This is a genomic window from Arcicella rosea (assembly GCF_040543805.1).
Classification (GTDB): Bacteria; Bacteroidota; Bacteroidia; order Cytophagales; family Spirosomataceae; genus Arcicella; species Arcicella rosea.
Window position 1 is genome coordinate 21518 of sequence record NZ_JBEUMS010000007.1, and the last position, 18347, is coordinate 39864.

General features: G+C 34.2%; 14 protein-coding genes. 6 read left to right on the forward strand and 8 right to left on the reverse strand.

Going from position 1 to position 18347, the window contains the following annotated elements:
• The first annotated feature begins 38 nt into the window (after positions 1-38).
• Complete coding sequence (locus ABID42_RS10435) at positions 39-968, forward strand: AEC family transporter (RefSeq protein ID WP_367283619.1); 930 nt, start codon at positions 39-41, stop codon at positions 966-968.
• Here the strand turns inward: ABID42_RS10435 and ABID42_RS10440 are convergent.
• The 4 genes from ABID42_RS10440 to ABID42_RS10455 form a co-directional block, all read right to left on the reverse strand.
• Positions 965-1519 (reverse strand): C40 family peptidase, encoded by a 555-nt coding sequence (locus ABID42_RS10440; RefSeq protein WP_367283620.1) that lies wholly within the window; start codon positions 1517-1519, stop codon positions 965-967. The two genes, ABID42_RS10435 and ABID42_RS10440, sit on opposite strands and share 4 nt — an antisense overlap.
• Before the next feature lie 23 nt (positions 1520-1542).
• The gene (locus ABID42_RS10445; RefSeq protein ID WP_367283621.1) at positions 1543-2070 is read right to left on the reverse strand and encodes a DinB family protein; all 528 of its coding nucleotides are present in this window, start codon (positions 2068-2070) and stop codon (positions 1543-1545) included.
• Between the two features lie 170 nt (positions 2071-2240).
• The gene (locus ABID42_RS10450) at positions 2241-4358 is read right to left on the reverse strand and encodes a Tex family protein (RefSeq protein ID WP_367283622.1); all 2118 of its coding nucleotides are present in this window, start codon (positions 4356-4358) and stop codon (positions 2241-2243) included.
• 150 nt (positions 4359-4508) lie between these two features.
• The gene (locus ABID42_RS10455) at positions 4509-4964 is read right to left on the reverse strand and encodes a GNAT family N-acetyltransferase (RefSeq protein ID WP_323258816.1); all 456 of its coding nucleotides are present in this window, start codon (positions 4962-4964) and stop codon (positions 4509-4511) included.
• Positions 4965-5046: 82 nt separating this feature from the next.
• Between ABID42_RS10455 and ABID42_RS10460 the strand changes: the two genes are divergently transcribed.
• From ABID42_RS10460 to nhaD, 5 genes are all read left to right on the forward strand, one after another.
• On the forward strand, positions 5047-6654 hold the full coding sequence (locus ABID42_RS10460) for an ABC transporter substrate-binding protein (protein WP_367283623.1): 1608 nt from the start codon (positions 5047-5049) through the stop codon (positions 6652-6654).
• 187 nt (positions 6655-6841) lie between these two features.
• Entirely contained in the window at positions 6842-8125 is a 1284-nt protein-coding gene (gene hemL / locus ABID42_RS10465) for a glutamate-1-semialdehyde 2,1-aminomutase (protein WP_367283624.1), read from the forward strand.
• A 497-nt stretch (positions 8126-8622) separates the two neighbouring features.
• Positions 8623-9315: a response regulator transcription factor gene (locus ABID42_RS10470; RefSeq protein WP_323258819.1), complete on the forward strand. Its 693-nt coding sequence runs from the start codon at positions 8623-8625 to the stop codon at positions 9313-9315.
• 93 nt (positions 9316-9408) lie between these two features.
• On the forward strand, positions 9409-10776 hold the full coding sequence (locus ABID42_RS10475; protein WP_367283625.1) for a HAMP domain-containing sensor histidine kinase: 1368 nt from the start codon (positions 9409-9411) through the stop codon (positions 10774-10776).
• 267 nt (positions 10777-11043) lie between these two features.
• On the forward strand, positions 11044-12324 hold the full coding sequence (gene nhaD / locus ABID42_RS10480) for a sodium:proton antiporter NhaD (protein WP_367283626.1): 1281 nt from the start codon (positions 11044-11046) through the stop codon (positions 12322-12324).
• A 37-nt stretch (positions 12325-12361) separates the two neighbouring features.
• On the opposite strand, the gene ABID42_RS10485 is transcribed toward nhaD, so the two are convergent.
• The 4 genes from ABID42_RS10485 to ABID42_RS10500 form a co-directional block, all read right to left on the reverse strand.
• Positions 12362-13387 carry a sensor histidine kinase gene (locus tag ABID42_RS10485; protein WP_367283627.1) on the reverse strand — a complete coding sequence of 342 codons (1026 nt, stop codon included), beginning with the start codon at positions 13385-13387 and terminating at the stop codon, positions 12362-12364.
• 55 nt (positions 13388-13442) lie between these two features.
• Positions 13443-16367, reverse strand: coding sequence for a BamA/TamA family outer membrane protein (locus ABID42_RS10490; RefSeq protein ID WP_367283628.1), 2925 nt, complete (start codon positions 16365-16367; stop codon positions 13443-13445).
• A gap of 74 nt (positions 16368-16441) precedes the next feature.
• Entirely contained in the window at positions 16442-17209 is a 768-nt protein-coding gene (locus ABID42_RS10495; protein ID WP_367283629.1) for a hypothetical protein, read from the reverse strand.
• Between the two features lie 32 nt (positions 17210-17241).
• Complete coding sequence (locus ABID42_RS10500; protein WP_367283630.1) at positions 17242-18306, reverse strand: AMP-binding protein; 1065 nt, start codon at positions 18304-18306, stop codon at positions 17242-17244.
• Positions 18307-18347 lie beyond the last annotated feature (41 nt).

Consider the following 18347-nt stretch of genomic DNA (forward strand, 5'->3'; position numbering starts at 1 on the left):
TAATTTATAGAAGACTCTTTGTTTTCTTTCTCATTTCCATGAATCAAACCAATACCGTTTTTATTACTGCTTTGAGTATCATTTTGGTCGGATATTTTTTGAAGCGCCAAAATATTGTTTCTGAAAAAGAAGGAAAAATTATTTCTAAATTATTAATGCACACTACTTTTCCAGCGTTGATGTTTTTAACGATGAAACGTGTGCATTTTGAATTTAACCTCTTGTTATTGCCTGTTATTTCTTTTTGTTTTTCATTGCTTACGATGTTTACTGCTGCAAAATTATTCAAAAATCAGACGCAGAAAATGAAAGCGATTTTGATTATGGGAAGTGGAGGTTTTAACCTCGGACTTTTTGCTTATCCGTTGATTGAAGGTATTTGGGGACAAGCTGGAATGGTATATGCTGCCATGTTTGATTTTGGAAATTCTTTTGCCGTTTTTGGCTTAGTATATGGCACAGGGGTATTTATGTCGGATAAAAATGAAAGTGTAAGTATTTCACAAAATGCCAAAAAAGCTATCTTGAAAATATTTACTTTATTGCCTTTTCAAGCCATACTTTTGGGTGTTTTTGTAAACTTAGCAAAAATAGAAATTCCCACGATTGTGATTGATGTGATTGATGTGATGGCAAGAGGAAACAAAGTAATAGTCTTGTTAATTATGGGAATTTATTTGAATATTTCTACTTCTGGAGAGATACTCAAGAAGGTTTCTAAAGTACTTTTAATTCGTTACTTCTGGGGATTTCTGTTAGGATTTACTTTCTTTTATTTGTTGCCTGTAGAGCAATTGTACAGAAATGTGTTGTTAATTGTATTAATAATCCCCGTTGGAATGACGATTTTACCTTTCTCTGACGAATTAAATTATGATACCAAAATTGCAGGAATGCTGGTAAATGTTTCTATGCTGATAAGCTTTGCAATGATGTGGGCTTTGGTGATTGGGTTGAATTTGGCTTAGAACGGCCTACTTGCCTTAGCAAAACACCCCATCCAATATTTGCTGTAAAGATTATCTTCTCTGATACCTTTTGAAGAGGAGGAGTGAATAAACATTACTTCTGTTTTACTTCTCAATTCTGTGATTAGTCCAGCGTGATTAATATTACTTACGTTTCCTTTATTGGTTACGAAAAACACCCAATCACCAGGGCGAAGGTCATCAATTGATATTTCTTTACCAAAATCTGATTGCTGATAGGAAATTCTAGGAATTTTAAAACCAAATTGATTATAAACACAAAATAACAAACCTGAACAATCCATTCCATTTCTATCTGTTCCCCCAGCTCGGTATGGAACACCTGTATAGCTTCTTGCAGTTGAAATTAAACTATTGATTGTTTTGGCATTGTAAGTTTTAGAAGTATTAGTTGGAGGAACTGATTTTGGATGAGTAACCACAACGTTATTATCTTCTTTTTTACGAAATAATTTACAAGAATCTAACAATACAACTACACCAATTAGTACAGAAAAACGATAAAAAGTATTCAAATGGTTTTGTTTCATAAGGAATCAATAATATAAATTTGTTAAAGCTGGATTGTTCCGCTTTGAGCATTTTTTAACATTTTTACGGTAACATAAAGTTGACCAGTATGGCGTTGCGTATGTTCTGCAGCATGAAAAAGTAAGCCTAAAACATTCGTTGGTATTCGTTTTCTTCCAATTCCTCTTGCTTCCAACAATGTTTTTTCGTCTATATTTTTTAACTGTGTCAATGCCTTGTTCACTTGATTGTTAAAACGTGTAAGTAATGACTTTACGTTTACATTGTATTGATTTTTTACTGATTCTAATTGTAATAAATCTAATTGTTCTTCGCTCAACATCTGGTCGTTGGCATAAGTAAAAAGTCTATCTAACACACCCGCTAAATGCTGTAAATGAAAAGCCACTGAAGCACAACCCGCAGGAGATTCCCAAAGTAATTCTTCTGGAAAATCAATCATCATCAGATTTACTTCCTCACGAGCTTGCAAAATTGCATGAGCCACAGGTTGTAATAATGGAGCCAATCCAGCAATTGGTCCACGCATCCATACTTCTAGGTTGTTCATTTTTTGGGGGATTTTTGGAAGAGTAGCAAGATGCAAGATTAAAGATACAAGATGCAAAAGTCAGGATTAATAAAAGCGAGTTAGGTAAGTCGTTTTTATTATTTTTCCAACATCTCTTTTTCTTGCTTCTTCTGTCTTGAATCTTGCTTCTTGTATCTTAAAACCAAATACTAAACCGCCTTCATACTCAAAGCAATTCTTTTTCTGGCGATATCAACTTCCATTACTCTAACTTGTACTTGTTGTTGTAATTTCACTACCTGATTTGGGTCGGAAACGTATTGGTTGGCTAATTGGGAAATATGCACCAAACCATCTTGTTTTACGCCAACATCTACAAAACAACCAAAAGCAGTAATGTTCGTAACGATACCCGGAAGTACCATTCCTTCATATAAATCTTCTACTTTCTTCACATTTGCATCAAATTCAAAAGCTGTTAATTGTTCACGTGGGTCACGAGAAGGCTTTTCTAATTCTTTTAAAATGTCTTGAAGCGTCAGTAAACCAATTTTGTCGTTGGCATAAGCATTCAGATTTAATTGTTTTCTAAGTTCTACAGAACTCATTAAATCTTTCACAGAACACTTCAAATCCTTTGCCATTTTTTCAACAATTGGATACGTTTCTGGATGAACTGCTGAATTATCCAAAGGATTTTCTGCATTTTGAATTCTCAAGAAACCTGCACATTGTTCAAATGCTTTTTCACCTAAACGAGCAACTTTCTTAATTTGCTGACGAGATTTAAATTCCCCATTTTCTTGACGATACTTTACAATATTAGCAGCTAAAGATGGTCCCAATCCAGCAACATAACTCAATAAATGTTTAGAAGCCGTGTTTAAATTTACGCCAACGGCATTCACACAACTTTCAACGACTGTATCCAAAGTTCCCTTTAGCATCGACTGGTCAACATCGTGTTGATATTGCCCAACACCAATTGATTTTGGGTCGATTTTTACTAATTCTGCCAAAGGATCCATCAATCTTCTACCGATAGAAACCGCTCCACGAACTGTTACATCTTTATCTGGAAATTCTTCACGAGCGATAGGAGAGGCGGAGTAAATGGAAGCGCCTTGTTCTGAAACTACAAATATTTGTGGTACTTTTTTGAAAGCTAATTTCTTGACAAAATCTTCAGTTTCCCTTCCTGCTGTACCATTTCCAATCGCAATGGCATCAATTTGATACTTTTCTGCAATTGTTAAAACAGTATTTTGTGCTTCAATTGATTTGTCAAAAGGGTAAATAACAGTATCTGCCAATAAATTTCCTTGGGCATCTAATACAACAGTTTTGCAACCAGTACGATAACCGGGATCAATAGCCAATACTTTTTTCTGACCCAGTGGCGAAGCTAATAATAACTGACGAAGGTTTTGCGCAAAGATTTTAATGGCTTCGGTGTCAGCTTTTTCTTTTGAAAAACCTGCAAATTCATTTTCAATAGAAGGTCTCATCAATCGTTTGTAGCAATCTGTAATAGATTCTTCCACGATTTTTTTAGCATCTGGTAAGCCTTTCAAGAAAATTCTATCTAATGCTCCTAAAGCATTGTCTTCTTCTGGAGAAATACTTACGCTTAAAAATCCTTCTTCTTCGCCACGACGCAAAGCCAATAAACGATGTGAAGGTACTTTTTTCAAGGGTTCGTAGAAATCAAAGTAATCTTTGTACTTGATTCCTTCTTCTTCTTTGCCTTTTTTTACTTTGGCATAAACCATTGCTTCACGCTCAAATACTTTTCTAACAGCATTTCTAGCCTCCACATTTTCGTTAATCCATTCTGCAATAATATCTCTTGACCCTTGTAAGGCTTCTTCTACATTTGCTACTTTATCATTCAAAAATGCTTCTGCTTTTTTAAGTACATTAGCCTCTTTTTGTTCAAAAATCAATTTTGCTAAAGGCTCTAAACCTTTTTCAATTGCAATACTTGCTCTTGTTTTACGCTTTTGTTTATATGGTAAATAAAGATCTTCTAGTTCTTGTAAATAATAAGCATTGTTAAGCTTTTCTAACAATTCTGGCGTCATTTTTCCTTGTTCTTCAATGGATTTTATGATGCCTTCTCTGCGTTTATCAGCTTCTTTGAGTTTACCTAAAAGTTCTTTAATATCAAGGATTTGTACTTCATCTAAACTTCCCGTTGCTTCTTTTCTGTATCGTGCAATGAACGGAACTGTTCCACCTTCCTCTAATAAATTAATTGTATTCTGAACTTGTGTTTGATTTACGCCAACGGTTTTGGCAATAATTGAAAGCTGTGTTTTATTCATGAATTTGTATGAAATATAAACTTGTCGGAACAGTGATTAATACTTATCCAACAAGGTTTGAATCTTGTTTTTGGTCAAATAATGGTTGACTTAAAAAGCTTTTTCTCTAAATGATATTTGATTTTTTATTCGCTAAAATACGGATTTGTTTTATTCATTCCTCAACATTTCGATATGTTCGATGCCGTCTTCTAAATAAATTTCACTAACTTGTTGAAAGCCAAAAGATTCATAAAATTGCTTTAAATATAATTGTGCACCGATTCTGATGGGACTTCCCGCAAATATTTCTTCCATCATTTCAATTGACTTGAGCATTAAAGTTTTGCCAAAACCACCGCCACGAGCTAAGGGAGAAGTAACCACTCTACCAATTGAGGCTTCTTCGTATGAAATACCAGGTGCAATTAGGCGAGTATAGGCTACAATTTTTTGGCTACTGGTATCAAAGCCAATAAAATGAAAAGAAATTAAGTCTTTATCGTCTAAATCTTGAAAAGGACAATTTTGTTCAACAATAAAAACCTCATTACGAAGTTGTAGAATTTGGTATAATTCGATTGTAGTTAAGTCTCTGAAATGCTTGAGGTACCAGTGAATGTTCATTATGAAATTAGTTTTGATGAGTAATTGATACAATCGTGAATATACAAAGTTTATTATCTTTGTAAAACTCAAACTTTCAAATATGCTAAATAGATTTATCTGGATTTTATTGCTGCTGTTTACTTTCCAAGTAGGGAAGGCACAAAATTCGCTTCCTGAATACGAGTTAGCTTACAAAAAAGCATTAGAATTATATAAAAACCACGAGTACGAAAAAGCTAAAATTGCCTTCACGAATCTCTCCAATAATCAATTAGGAACTGTCCTAGTACCTAATTCTTTCTATTTTTCGGCATTAAGTGCGATTCATCTGAAAGAATATTCTGTAGCGAAAACTACTTTGAAGAGTTTAATGGTGGCTCACCCCACTTGGGCTGATAAAGCTGAAATTAACTTTTTGTTAACGATGTTAGCTTTTGAAGAGAAAAAGTACGCAGAGGCTTTTACGATTGCTCAGAAAATCCCTGCTGATTCCCTACAAAATGATTTGACGGAAATGAAAACATTTTATGTCCGTCAGATTGACAATTCTAAATTAGTCCAAGAATTATCTAAGAAGTTTCCCAACGAAACTATTTTGTCGGATAAAGTTCAACAAAATATCGTCATTAATACTACTTCAGCAGGTGTCACAAAATCAAGAACAACCAAAGGTTATTTGAATTTTGGATTGTTATTGCCCGTGGAAGTTGCCAATATGAGTGCTGATAAAATTAGAAGAAATCAGTATGCTTTGGATTTATATCAAGGTATGAAATTGGCAAAAAATCAATTATTGAAAGAAGGAATTACCTTGAATTGTTTTGTTTATGACATGACAAACGAGCCTGATGAAATGCTTGAATTAGTCAATAATCGTTCTTTTCAGATGATGGATTTATTGGTTGGGCCACTTTATACTGAAACCAATAAAATTGCAACGGCTTATTGTGATGCTAATCAGATTCCGATTGTGAACCCGATGTCGAACAATCAAAAGATTTTGAATGATTATAATTTGTCTTTTTTAGCACAACCTTCTTTAGTGATGCAAGCTACCAAAGCGGCAGATTTTGTAAGCAGACAAGCATTTATGGGAAGAAATACCGCTATTTATTATTCAGATGTTCAGAACGATTCTATCATGGCGGTAAGCTATCGTGAACAAATGGAAAAAATCGGGTATGAAATAGTGAAATTTGAGAAAATTAAATCTTATTCCGAGGATATCATCAGTAAATTACCTGAAAAGAGAGTAAGTCATATTTTTATGTCAACCTCTGATAAAAAAGCGGGACTTTCGATGATTACGGCTTTGAATAAAAAAGAAATAATGGCTCCGCTTGTTACAACGGCGGAGGCTTTTAATACTTATAATTTGAGTAACGGTACTTTGTCGGGAAGAGAAATTTATTGTATCAATCCAGAATTTATTGATAATGATAAACCAGAAGTAGATAGTTTTCGAAAGGAGTATTTAGGGAAATATGGCGTAATTCCTTCTTATTATGCTTTTCATGGTTATGATTTGGCACTTTTCTGGGGAAGATTATTCGGTAAAAATGGTTATAACATTCGTAAAGGCTTGGATACTCCAGCTACTTATAACAATACTTATTCTTTAATGGGTTTTAATTATTTCAAATCACAAGACAATCAAATTTGCCCAATTACTACTTTAGATAATTTTAAGTTTGTATTGGCTAAGTAAAGACTTTGGGGACTTTATGACTAGAAGACTTTAGGATTTGGTGACTGGAGGACTAAAGGACTTTAAGACAAAAGGGACTTTATGGATAAATGGATAAGATATTTTACATTGTAAAATGATATTTTCTTTAAATCCTTCAGTCATCAAGTCTTTTAGTCCTGAAGCCCTCACTTTTAATAAAAAAACAATGACACAATCAGAACAACTTTTTCAAAAAGCTAAAAACTTTATTCCGGGAGGCGTCAATTCGCCAGTGAGAGCATTTCGTGCGGTAGGTGGAAACCCAATTTTTATAAAATCAGCAAAAGGTGCATACTTACATGATGAAGATGGTAATTCATACATAGAATTAATTAATTCGTGGGGACCAATGATTTTAGGTCATGCCAATGAATTAGTAGAAAAAGCTGTTTCAGATGCTATTCAAAGTGGTTTTTCGTTCGGAGCTCCAACCCGTAGAGAAGTAGAAATGGCTGAATTGATTTGCTCAATGATTCCATCGGTTGAAAAAGTACGCATGGTAAACTCTGGAACAGAAGCAACGATGTCGGCAGTGAGAGTCGCTCGTGGCTATACTGGAAAAGATAAAATGATAAAGTTTGAAGGAAACTATCATGGACATGGCGACTCATTTCTAATCGCCGCAGGTTCTGGCGTAATGACTTTCGGTAGTCCTGATTCACCAGGCGTAACCAAAGGCGTAGCCAACGATACTTTAACCGCTCCTTACAATGATTTAGCAGCCGTTCAAACCTTAGTAGATGCCAATAAAGGAAATATCGCTTGTATCATTCTTGAACCCGTAGTCGGAAATATGGGTTTGGTAAAACCCGTTGAAGGTTTCTTGGAAGGTTTAAGAGCAATTTGTGATAAAGAAGGAATCATCTTGATTTTTGATGAAGTAATGACAGGCTTCCGTTTATCAAAAGGAGGTTTCCAAGAACGTTGTGGCGTTACTCCTGATATGACGACGATGGGAAAAATCATAGGCGGAGGAATGCCAGTAGGCGCTTATGGCGGAAAAAAAGAAATCATGGATTGTGTTTCACCAGCAGGACCAGTGTATCAGGCAGGAACATTGTCAGGAAATCCGATTGCGATGGCAGCAGGTTTAGCAATGTTGAATCACCTAAACGAAACACCTTCGGTTTATACACGTTTGGAAGAAGTAGGAGCCAGATTAACCGACGGCATGAAAGCAAACATGAGTAAATTAGGCTTGAATTATACCTTAAATCATGTTGGTTCAATGTTTACGCTATTCTTTACCGACCAAGCCGTAAACAATTTTGAAGATGCCAAAACATCCGACACTGTAGCATTCGGAAAATACTTCCAAGCCATGTTGAAAAGAGGAATTTACTTAGCACCATCTCAATATGAAGCTATGTTCCTTTCAACAGCCTTGACAGACGAACATATAGGAACCATTTTACAAGCCAATTACGAAAGTTTACAAGAAATTCAATAGCTCGGATTTGCAATCTGAGAACATTTTACCATCAAAATACTTGATGAAATGGTCATCTGGTAAGATTGAATGAGCATCTAGTAAAGTGAAATGGTCATCTAGTAAGATTGAATGAGCATCTAGTAAAGTGAAATGGTCATCTAGTAAGATTGAATGAGCATCTAGTAAACTGAAATGGTCATCTAGTAAGATTGAATGAGCATCTAGTAAACTGAAATACTCATCTTGTTAGATTAAATGAGCATCTAGTAAACTAAAATGGTCATCTAGTAAGATTAAATGAGTATCTAGTAAACTGAAATACTCATCTTGTTAGATTGGATAGACATCTAGTAAAACAATAACTGTAGGTCGGGTTTCCAACCCGACTTACCCCAAAACTTTCTAAACAAGAATTTTTTTTGGAAATTCATCCTTGTGAACGACCGCAATGTAACTCTTCATCGGGTTGGAAACCCGAGTTACGGTTTTGATTATCAACTCGACCTACAGGTTTTATGGAAAATAGCAAAAAAATATTACTCATCGAAGATGATAAAAGGGTTTCTGATAGTCTGAGAAATGGATTAGAGAAAAAGAATTATATCATCGAACCCGCCTACGATGGTTTTATGGGTGCTAGTTTGGCTACTAATAATACGTATGATTTAATTTTGTTAGACGTCAATTTGCCTTTAATGAATGGGTTTGAGGTTTGTAAAATTATTCGTCAAAATAATATTCTTACACCGATTTTGATGCTTACGGCGATGGGAGAGGTAGATGATAAAGTAAAAGGCTTAGAAGAAGGTGCTGACGATTATATGGTTAAGCCTTTTGAATTTAGAGAGCTAACCGCTAGAATTCAGGCTTTGATTCGACGTGCGAACCAACTGCAAGAGGTGAGTACGGAGATTTTACGAGAAGCCAATTTGGCGATGAATCTAAGAAGTAAAACTGTAAGCCGAGACGAGCAAATTATTGAACTAACAGCCAGAGAATTTGAACTGTTGGAATATATGCTCAGAAATAAAGGTAGAGTATTATCCAAAATGGATATTGTAGAAAATGTTTGGGATTTGAATTTTGATACCAGTACCAACATCGTTGAAGTATATATTAATTACCTTCGTAAAAAGATAGATCGTGAGTTTGAACCTAAACTTATTCATACCAAAACAGGCTTAGGATATGTATTGAAAACTCTGTAAGTCGCATCTGTAAAATAAACTACGTTCTTGTATGTAAAGTGTTGTATTAAACTTCAAAACTCATCACTCACAATTCATCACTCTTGATAATACATGCAAATTCGTTATAAAATAGCCATTCAGTTTACCATCATTGTAGCGATTATCTTGCTGATTTTCTCTGCCATAGTTTTTCTTCGGGCAGAAAATCAACGCAAAAAAAACTTTTACGACCGTCTCCAAGCTCGTTCAAATACAACCGCTCGTTTGTTGGTTGATGTCCAAGAATTTACACCAAGATTATTGAAATTAATGGATAGTAATTCGTCTTTGCGTTTATCTGACGAAGAAGTATTTGTCTATAATTTTAGAAATGAACTTTTGTATGCTAATGTAGAAAAGCGAGCAGATTATCTTAATAACCATCTATTGGAAATGGTTCGAAAGGAGGGAAGAGTAACTTTTGAAAGTAATCAAAGACAAGTAATTGGGATATTATTTGAAGGAAAATTCGACCGTTTCGTCGTATTAGCTTCTGCGACTGATAGTGTTGGAATTGAACAAAAAGAGAATCTTATCAAAACCTTGGCAATAGGTTTACTGTCGGGAATACTTATCACAATAGCTTTAGGAGTGTTTTTTGCGAGTCAAGCTCTGAAACCGATACAATCGGTAAATGAAGAAATTTCTAGAATTACGGCACATAATCTTAAAAAGAGATTAGATGAAGGCAATGGTAAAGATGAAATTGCAGCCTTGGCGGTAAATTTTAATAGTATGCTTCATCGACTAGAAATGGCATTTATTCAGCAAAAACAATTTGTATCACAGGCTTCGCACGAACTCAGAACACCCTTGGCTGCTTTAAAAACTGAAGTACAAGTAGGCTTGGATGAAGAGTATTCTGCCAAGGAATATCAACAAATATTAAAGAATATTTTGAATGATACCGAAAGACTTATTCAATTATCCAATGGTTTGCTACAATTAGCAAAAGCCACAGATGATGGTGAAAAGTTTATTTTTGAAGTACTGAGAATGGAGGATATTTTACTGAATGCCCAACAATCTGTACAGCAAATTCATCAAGATTATCGCATTACTTTTGATTTTGAAATCATTCCAGAAGAAGATAACCTTACTTTGATTGAAGGAAATCAAGTTTTATTAGAAAACCTGTTTGTCAATTTGTTGGAAAATGCCTGTAAATACTCTGCCAATAAACAAGCTAATATTTTGCTAAGTTTTGATAAAAAGTATTGTATCGTAAAAATTCAAGATAAAGGAATTGGTATTTCAAAAAGTGATTTGCCCAATATTTTTAATCCTTTTTATCGTGCCAGAAATACCAATAATATTAAAGGTTTTGGAGTGGGTTTATCGGTAGCGAAACATATTATTGAACTTCACAATGGAATCATTCAAGTAAAAAGTAAATTGAATTTAGGAACAGAATTTGTCGTAAAAATTCCTCATCAATAATATTTTGTGTTTTCTAATCAAATTCTAATATTAGATTAAGCTCTTCTTAAGGTTAGTAATAGACCTTTGTACTACAAACAGTGTTCTTCATATTTGAAATAAAGAATCAAGATTTGATATACATGAAATAATGATGGGATTTCTGTTATAACGTAGTAGAATAATTTGATCTGTTAAGGAATCACCGTTAGTTATGCTGACGGTGATTTTTGTAAATAACCATACTAAGAAATATTAACCAAATTGATATATACTTAAACCACAACGATGCAAACTTTACTGATTCTTATTTTTGTAATTGGCTATTTGGCTATTGCTTTTGAACACACTATTCATCTCAACAAAACAGCTACTGCATTAATTACTGGTGTATTATGTTGGACAATCTACATTCTTTTCGACCATCAACCTGCTACTGTTGGTGAAGAATTGTCGCATCATTTAGGCAGTGTTTCTGAAATACTTTTCTTTCTTTTAGGAGCGATGACTATCGTGGAATTGATTGATTCTCACTATGGATTCAAGATTATTACCGATAAAATTACCAGTAAAAACAAAGTGACTTTACTTTGGATAATTAGTTTGATTACCTTTTTCTTATCGGCTGCTTTAGATAATCTTACAACTGCCATTGTGATGGTTTCGGTATTACGAAAACTGATTAAAGATAAAGAAACAAGAATGTTTTTTGCAGGAATTGTTATTATCGCTGCCAATGCAGGCGGTGCTTGGTCGCCGATTGGAGATGTTACAACTACGATGCTTTGGATTGGTGGACAAATTACGGCAACCGCTATCATCAAAGGATTATTGCTTCCGAGTTTAGTTTCGCTATTTGTGCCATTGATTTATTTGTCATTTACAATGAAAGGAAATATACAAACAGCTTCAGTACAAACCTCTAAAATTGAATTAGAATCGAATACTTATCTGGCTAGAAAACATTCTATGATTATGTTGGTAACAGGTTTGGGAATGCTTTTATTCGTACCCATTTTTAAAACTATTACTCATTTACCACCTTACATGGGTGTGTTATTGGGTTTAGGAATTGTTTGGGTTGTGTCTGAAATACTTCATCATGGCAGAGACGATGCGGAGAAAAAACCTTTTTCTGTTGCTCATGCACTAAGTAAGATTGACTCTTCAAGTATTTTATTTTTCTTAGGAATTTTACTAGCGATTGGTTCTTTAGAAGCAACTCATTTGTTGACGGGTCTCGCTACTTGGATGGATAGCACTATTGGCAATCAAGACGTAATTGTGTTTGCGATAGGTTTGGCTTCGGCGGTGATTGATAACGTACCTTTAGTGGCGGCATCAATGGGTATGTACGATTTAACAAGTTTCCCGACTGATTCAAAACTTTGGGAATTTATGGCTTATTGTGCAGGTACTGGCGGAAGTATTTTAATCATTGGTTCGGCTTCGGGAGTAGCCGTCATGGGAATGGAAAAGATAGATTTTATGTGGTATTTAAAGAAAATTAGTTTACTGGCTTTTGTGGGTTATTTGGCGGGAGCAATTACTTATTTGATTCTTTTTTAACAGATAATAGCGAGTTGTGAGTTTTATTCACAACTCGCTATACCATAATTGTGATTGTCGCTACCACAGAATCATTTTCTTGCGTTAAAGCAAAAGATGCTTTATCTTGAAAATTCAATAATAAACGTTTTTGTAAATTCTTCATTCCAACGCCTTCATCGCTTGCTATACTTGTAATTTTTCCTGTATTGATTACTTTTAAAGTAAAAACATTCTGACTATAATCTGAAACGATTCGCAATTTTCCCCCTAATTTATTCTTACCAATTCCATGTTTAATGGCATTTTCTACCAATAGTTGTACCGACATCGGAGGAATACTTAAATTCAATGTTTCTTGCTTAATATCGAAAGAATAATCTAAACGTTTTTCATACCTTATTTTTTCAAGAAAAAGGTAATCTCTCACTAATTTCAATTCCATATCCAAAGGCACTAATTGCTGATTGCCCATGCTCAAGGAAGTTCTAAGTAATTGAGAAAGCTCTGTTAAAGCTTGACGAGCAAGTTCTGGGTCGAAAATGGTGAGTGCTTTAATACTATTGATAGCATTAAAAAGAAAATGTGGATTGAGCTGATTTTTAAGATTTTCAAGTTCGGCGGTTTTTAAGGACATTTCTGCATTTGCCAATTGCAATTCTTTTCTTTGTGCTTTTCGATTGCTTAAAAAGAGATGAAAAAACAAGAACCAGATGATAACGTAACGAACAGATTCTATAAAGAATTGATAATAATCATAAGGTTCTAAAGCGATGCCCATACTTGGTTTTCGGTAACGTTGAAAACCAAAGAAGTAATCAATTAAGAAAAAACCAAGCCCCAACAGTAATGAAGATACTAAAGGGAAAACAATCATTTGTCCGTTTTCACGGTCTTTATTAAGATATGTTTTTGCATAAAAGTGCGTAAAAAGAAGACCTACCAAGAAGTTAATCGTTAAGTAGGAACCCAATTGCATGGGCTGTTCAAAGTATTTTGTTGTCGGTTGTCTAAGAACAAGTGTCGTAAAGAGCCACCAAGAAATTTGCATTATCCAGTAAACTCGGTAGGAGAAAAATTTCATATTAGATGTACAATGTTGAACTGATAGATTATTTCTCAAACATAAAGGTTTTTTCTTAAAAACCAATGTCAATTACCAAGGGTTGAAAGATAAATCGTCCTTGATTTGTTAAGTAAATACCTCTACAGCCTGCCTCAAATTGTTGCGAGAAACGTAAAAGATGGAACTGTGCAGTAAAATCAAAACCGATTGAGGTAAAGTTTCCTTTATCTGAACCTTTGTAGATGACAGTTTTCCCATTTTGCGTTTCTGTCCAATTATAATTGGTTTCACCTTGTCCAAAATCTGCGAAAAAATTAGCTTTTAATCTTTTTAGATAAACTAATCTACCAAAATTCCAATCGGGGTCAAACAGCGGTAAACGATATTCTACAGAACCAGTACTAAGGTTTTCAAAAGCACGATAACTATAACCTCTAGGAAAAAACGTTGGGCTACCAAAAATATATAATTTATTATTAGGAGAACCATTTGGGTTTTTGAAACCACTTTGGTTTTGTAAAGCAGCTCTCAAACGAATGCTATGATGTTTGAAGAATCCCGGTACATACATACTTCCCTGAATAGATGTCAATCCTCCATTCAAATCTCCGCCGAAAGGCATATTTCTTGCGTAAAAACTAATACTTTGTCCCCAGCGTGGTGCAACATCTCTCAAGGCTCTTTTTAATTGTCTTGAATATATGAAAGTATAAATTATTGAGTTGACATTTCCATTGAAACTTTCAGAAAGATAACGGTCTTGTAAATCATAGCCTGATACTTGTGTAATAGCCGTATTTACACCAATTTCCATAGATTGATAATACTTAGAACGAGTGAAATTAAATGGCAAACTTACTCCCAATACCATTTGTTGTTGATTCCATTTATCCGATCTTAAACTATCTCTAGGACTACTTTTGTCTATATAAATATCAGTCTGGCGTTGTCCATTGGTATAATTCAAATTGATTTTCGGATACCAAGCTTCAAAACTTAAATCAGCGAAAAATTGTCCAGTTTTTTCGTTGGCATTGTATGAATAACCAGTACTGATGGCAGTAGTACTTAATAAATCTTGAGAAGAAAGACCAATATTAAGATTGTTACTGTTTGAACTAAAAACAGCTCCCCAATTATAAATATTAAAAATATTGGCTTTGCTGTAAGGTTTGGTTTCGTAAGCTTGATTGGGAATATTTTTAAGTAAATTTTCACCTGCTTCTTGTACCAACATCTGCCCAAAAAACTTAACAGGTTTATTTAGAGATTCATCAAAAGGCAAGAAGTTTGCAGGATTAAAAGGCATTTCAACAATGCGATTACCGTTTTCAGTAAAATCGTTGAAGTAAAGCGTTTTTCCATCAGTTGAAACAACTGGATTAAAAGCACCAAATTTTCGATTGCTTACTTGAAAACGCTTTTGTGTTTTTGTATCAAATGCAAAAACATTATCAATTCCAGTTACACCAGAATTGAACAAAATGTAATTTTCTACTTTTACTGGATGAGCAATGTTTTCTGCAATTGGTGAAAATAATTCTTTTTCAAAACTGTTTTCAGGATTAATCGTAACAATGCTTTTTTTGCCATCAAGCAATTTTACAACAAGAATTTCATTGTTTTCTGTCCAACGTGGATGTAAGTAAAAGGCATTTTTAGGATTTTGAATTCTTGAAATTTCTTGTCCATTTTCAGCATCTAAAATCACTAAACTACATTTGTTTTCAGGACTATTTTCTATGGCTACAATCTTACTCGCATCGTTTGATAAAGCTGGTGCCGTAAATTTTGTTTTGTGAGTAAGTGTTTTTGTTGTTTCTGTATTGAAATCATAGATTTTGATGACAGAAAAATCTTTTTGTCCCCAGCGTACATCAAAATTAAATTCAGACCAAACTACTTTTGGACCTGCAGTAGAAAGCATTCCTGCATTGTTGAAAATACCTAATTCAAGTAATTTCTCTTCATTATTTTCTTTGTCCAATAATACAAATTGTTGAATATCAGCCAAGCCTGATTTTAAGGCTAAAATTCTGCCATCTGGTATGATTTGTGGAAATTCGTATTGAGTAAAAAACTTATTTTTAGCAGTTTTCAAAGGAGAAACAGTCGTTTCTTGAATATTTTTTAGCTGTGTTTCCCAAGCTTGTTTGGCATCATCAAAAGCATTTTTGTAAAGTTGCTCTGTTTTTAAACCTGTTACTTTTTTAATATTATTTGAAAAAGAAAAAGGATAAAAAGGCATTTTGTATGTTCCTTCCAAAATTTTATCCCAAGCATAGGCTCCGTATTTAGTTTTCATAAAAGACGTCATCAAATAACCATTTACATAATGATTAGGAATGAAATTTTTATATGAACCACTTACGGCTTTAGCATAACTGTAAGCTCCTTTTGTTAGCAATTGTGTACGCAAAGCCATATCGAAAGTTGGAATTTTCCCTCTTCCCGAATGAGTTAATACTGATTCTGTTCCAACGGCATCACCTTCTGCAAACCAATTGGGAACAGCCAACGAGTTGACGATGCCCCAACCATTACTTCCAAAAAGAGTGTGCATTAATTTGGTACTTCCTGTTAATGCTTTGTCGTATTGAACGATGTGTCGAAATTCGTGAACTGCCAATAAATCTAACCAATTGTTGGTGCCGAGTAAAGTATAGTCTTGCGGAGGAGTAATGTAAAATTCTGAACGACGAGGAAACAAAGTAACAAAGCCATTTGAAACACTCGTTTGATTTTGGAGAACAATGGAAATCGGACGTGGGTTTTTCCCAAGCGTTTTACTGACAGGCTGGTAAACGGTTTCTAAAACGTTGGCGGTTCTTTCGCCTAATGACTGAATATTGCTAGGGAAAATTAAGCGAAAGTGAGGTGTTTTAATCTGCGACCATTTTAGTGAAGCAGGGTTTTGAGATAAATTGACAGCGTTTTCTTGAGCAAAAATTTGGCATCCACCAATCATGATGAATAAAAAAAATAATACTCTTCTCATAGATTTTACACAGTAAAAATTGGTTAGGAAATGGAAATAGTCGCTCCACGAGAACGACTATTTTTAATTTTTTACTATAAATATGCTTCAAATTTTTGATATAAATCTACAATATAAGCTCTGTTCCCATTTGGATTTTTCAGGCTTTTTGTGAATTCATACCAGAAACCATCACCAATTGAAATAAATTTTCCAACCGTTTTTGGTTCAGCTTTTTGTGCTTTATCAGTGATAAAATCACCAATGAAAATGTGCTGTAATAAATCGCTGGCTTCTTCCCAAGAAAGATTTTTGCTTTCTTCAATACCATTCGTAGTGGTTGACGCTAGTACTTTTCTGTCGGTATAATGTAAATTCAATTCAAAGGTTGAAGTACTTTTATCTTTTTCAATCTTTTTGAAAACCAATTGAAAAGGAGCTTCTTTTCCATAAGTTTCATAAACAGCTTGCGTAAGTTCTTGAAGTAAATATTCCCAAGCTTCTTGGTTGCTTGGATTTCCCTTTATTTTTTGATTGATTGAAATTTCCAGAAAATTTTGTTCTTCTTCCAAGGCTTTGGTATTGAATTTTTCAGAAGTTTTGCCAATCAGATTCAGGATGGGTGCTTCCCAAGCTTTTGATAATTCGCCTGCCCAAGCTAAGTCTTCATTGCCAGTAAAACCTTCTTCCAAGATTTCTTCGTCGGTCAATTCATCTCTGTATGTATAGGCAATCTCAAATTTTGTATCAATAAAGTTTTCTTTAAAATCTAAAGTGAGGAGAATTTGGTGTGAAAAAGGAGGAGGCAAAATGTCTGCCGTCTCGAATTTGATTTCTAATTGTGATAATTTTTCTACTTTCATGCTTTCTATTTTCCTTAGTCATGTTGACTTCGCTATTTTTTTGACAAATTTAATCTTTTTATTGTGGCTTTTTTATCAATTTTTCCTGTTGGAGTTTCCGAAAAAGCAGAAATAGTAAAAATATTTTTAGGAATTTGATACGTATCCGACACGCTTTTTATGTCTTCAATTAATTTACGTTTTATTTCATCGTCCAGATTTTCAGATTCAAGTACCAAAATCAATTTTTGTCCAAGGCGTTCATCAGCCATGCCATAAGCAAAAAAACGATTGATATGAAGTGATTCCAGCAAGCTTTCAACGGTATTTTCTACTTTCTCTAACTGAATTTTTACGCCACCACTATTGATAATATTATCAAAACGTCCTAATAATTTAAACTCATCTTCAGCAATTATTTCAACCAAATCGTTGGTTTGTACTAATTCAAAATTGCTGGCTGCTGCCAAAATATTCAAACAATTGCGTTCGTCAATGCCAATTTTCACGCCTGTTAAAACTTTGAAATTTTGAGAAGTATCCTCTCCGTTAATCCTACGAATGGCAATGTGCGAAACCGTTTCTGTCATGCCATAAGTACTATAAACTGGAACTGATAATCTTTGAATTTGTTCAACCAGTTGCTGACTAACTGCCGCTCCACCAACGATAATGGCTTTCATTTGATTTAAAGTATTCAAAAAATGCGTGTTATTACTCTCTAAAATACTTTGTAATTGTAAAGGAACAAAGGCGGCAAAATCAATCTTTTGATTTTCAATATTTAATAATGGATTACTTGAAGGAGGAATAATTAGCAGTTTCAGATTCAAAACCATACCTCTTACCAACATCATAATGCCAGCGATATACTCTACATTCAAGCAAACTAAGGCTAAATTTTGTTCTTTCAAACCAAAAGTTTTGCCTGTTAATAAAGCACTCGCTTCCATTTGCTTTCTGCTCAATGAAATGGGTTTAGGTTCACCCGTTGAGCCTGAAGTTTTTAGAATAAAGCTTTCTTGTCCATCTAGCCAAATTTTACAGAAGGCTATTACTTTTTCTTCATATTCCGAATTGGGCTTCGGTAAATTTTCATAATCGTCAATCAACATCATTTCTCAAATAAAAAACACTCCTAAAAATACCAAAGTTAGCA

Excerpts from the sequence above, each read along its gene's own strand:
- nhaD (WP_367283626.1), top strand. The coding sequence starts at position 11,044 with ATGCAAACTTTACTGATTCTTATTTTTGTAATTGGCTATTTGGCTATT.
- ABID42_RS10445 (WP_367283621.1), bottom strand. The coding sequence starts at position 2,070 with ATGAACAACCTAGAAGTATGGATGCGTGGACCAATTGCTGGATTGGCT.
- hemL (WP_367283624.1), top strand. The coding sequence starts at position 6,842 with ATGACACAATCAGAACAACTTTTTCAAAAAGCTAAAAACTTTATTCCG.
- ABID42_RS10495 (WP_367283629.1), bottom strand. The coding sequence starts at position 17,209 with ATGAAAGTAGAAAAATTATCACAATTAGAAATCAAATTCGAGACGGCA.
- ABID42_RS10455 (WP_323258816.1), bottom strand. The coding sequence starts at position 4,964 with ATGAACATTCACTGGTACCTCAAGCATTTCAGAGACTTAACTACAATC.
- ABID42_RS10490 (WP_367283628.1), bottom strand. The coding sequence starts at position 16,367 with ATGAGAAGAGTATTATTTTTTTTATTCATCATGATTGGTGGATGCCAA.
- ABID42_RS10450 (WP_367283622.1), bottom strand. The coding sequence starts at position 4,358 with ATGAATAAAACACAGCTTTCAATTATTGCCAAAACCGTTGGCGTAAAT.
- ABID42_RS10485 (WP_367283627.1), bottom strand. The coding sequence starts at position 13,387 with ATGAAATTTTTCTCCTACCGAGTTTACTGGATAATGCAAATTTCTTGG.
- ABID42_RS10440 (WP_367283620.1), bottom strand. The coding sequence starts at position 1,519 with ATGAAACAAAACCATTTGAATACTTTTTATCGTTTTTCTGTACTAATT.
- ABID42_RS10460 (WP_367283623.1), top strand. The coding sequence starts at position 5,047 with ATGCTAAATAGATTTATCTGGATTTTATTGCTGCTGTTTACTTTCCAA.
- ABID42_RS10475 (WP_367283625.1), top strand. The coding sequence starts at position 9,409 with ATGCAAATTCGTTATAAAATAGCCATTCAGTTTACCATCATTGTAGCG.
- ABID42_RS10470 (WP_323258819.1), top strand. The coding sequence starts at position 8,623 with ATGGAAAATAGCAAAAAAATATTACTCATCGAAGATGATAAAAGGGTT.
- ABID42_RS10435 (WP_367283619.1), top strand. The coding sequence starts at position 39 with ATGAATCAAACCAATACCGTTTTTATTACTGCTTTGAGTATCATTTTG.
- ABID42_RS10500 (WP_367283630.1), bottom strand. The coding sequence starts at position 18,306 with ATGATGTTGATTGACGATTATGAAAATTTACCGAAGCCCAATTCGGAA.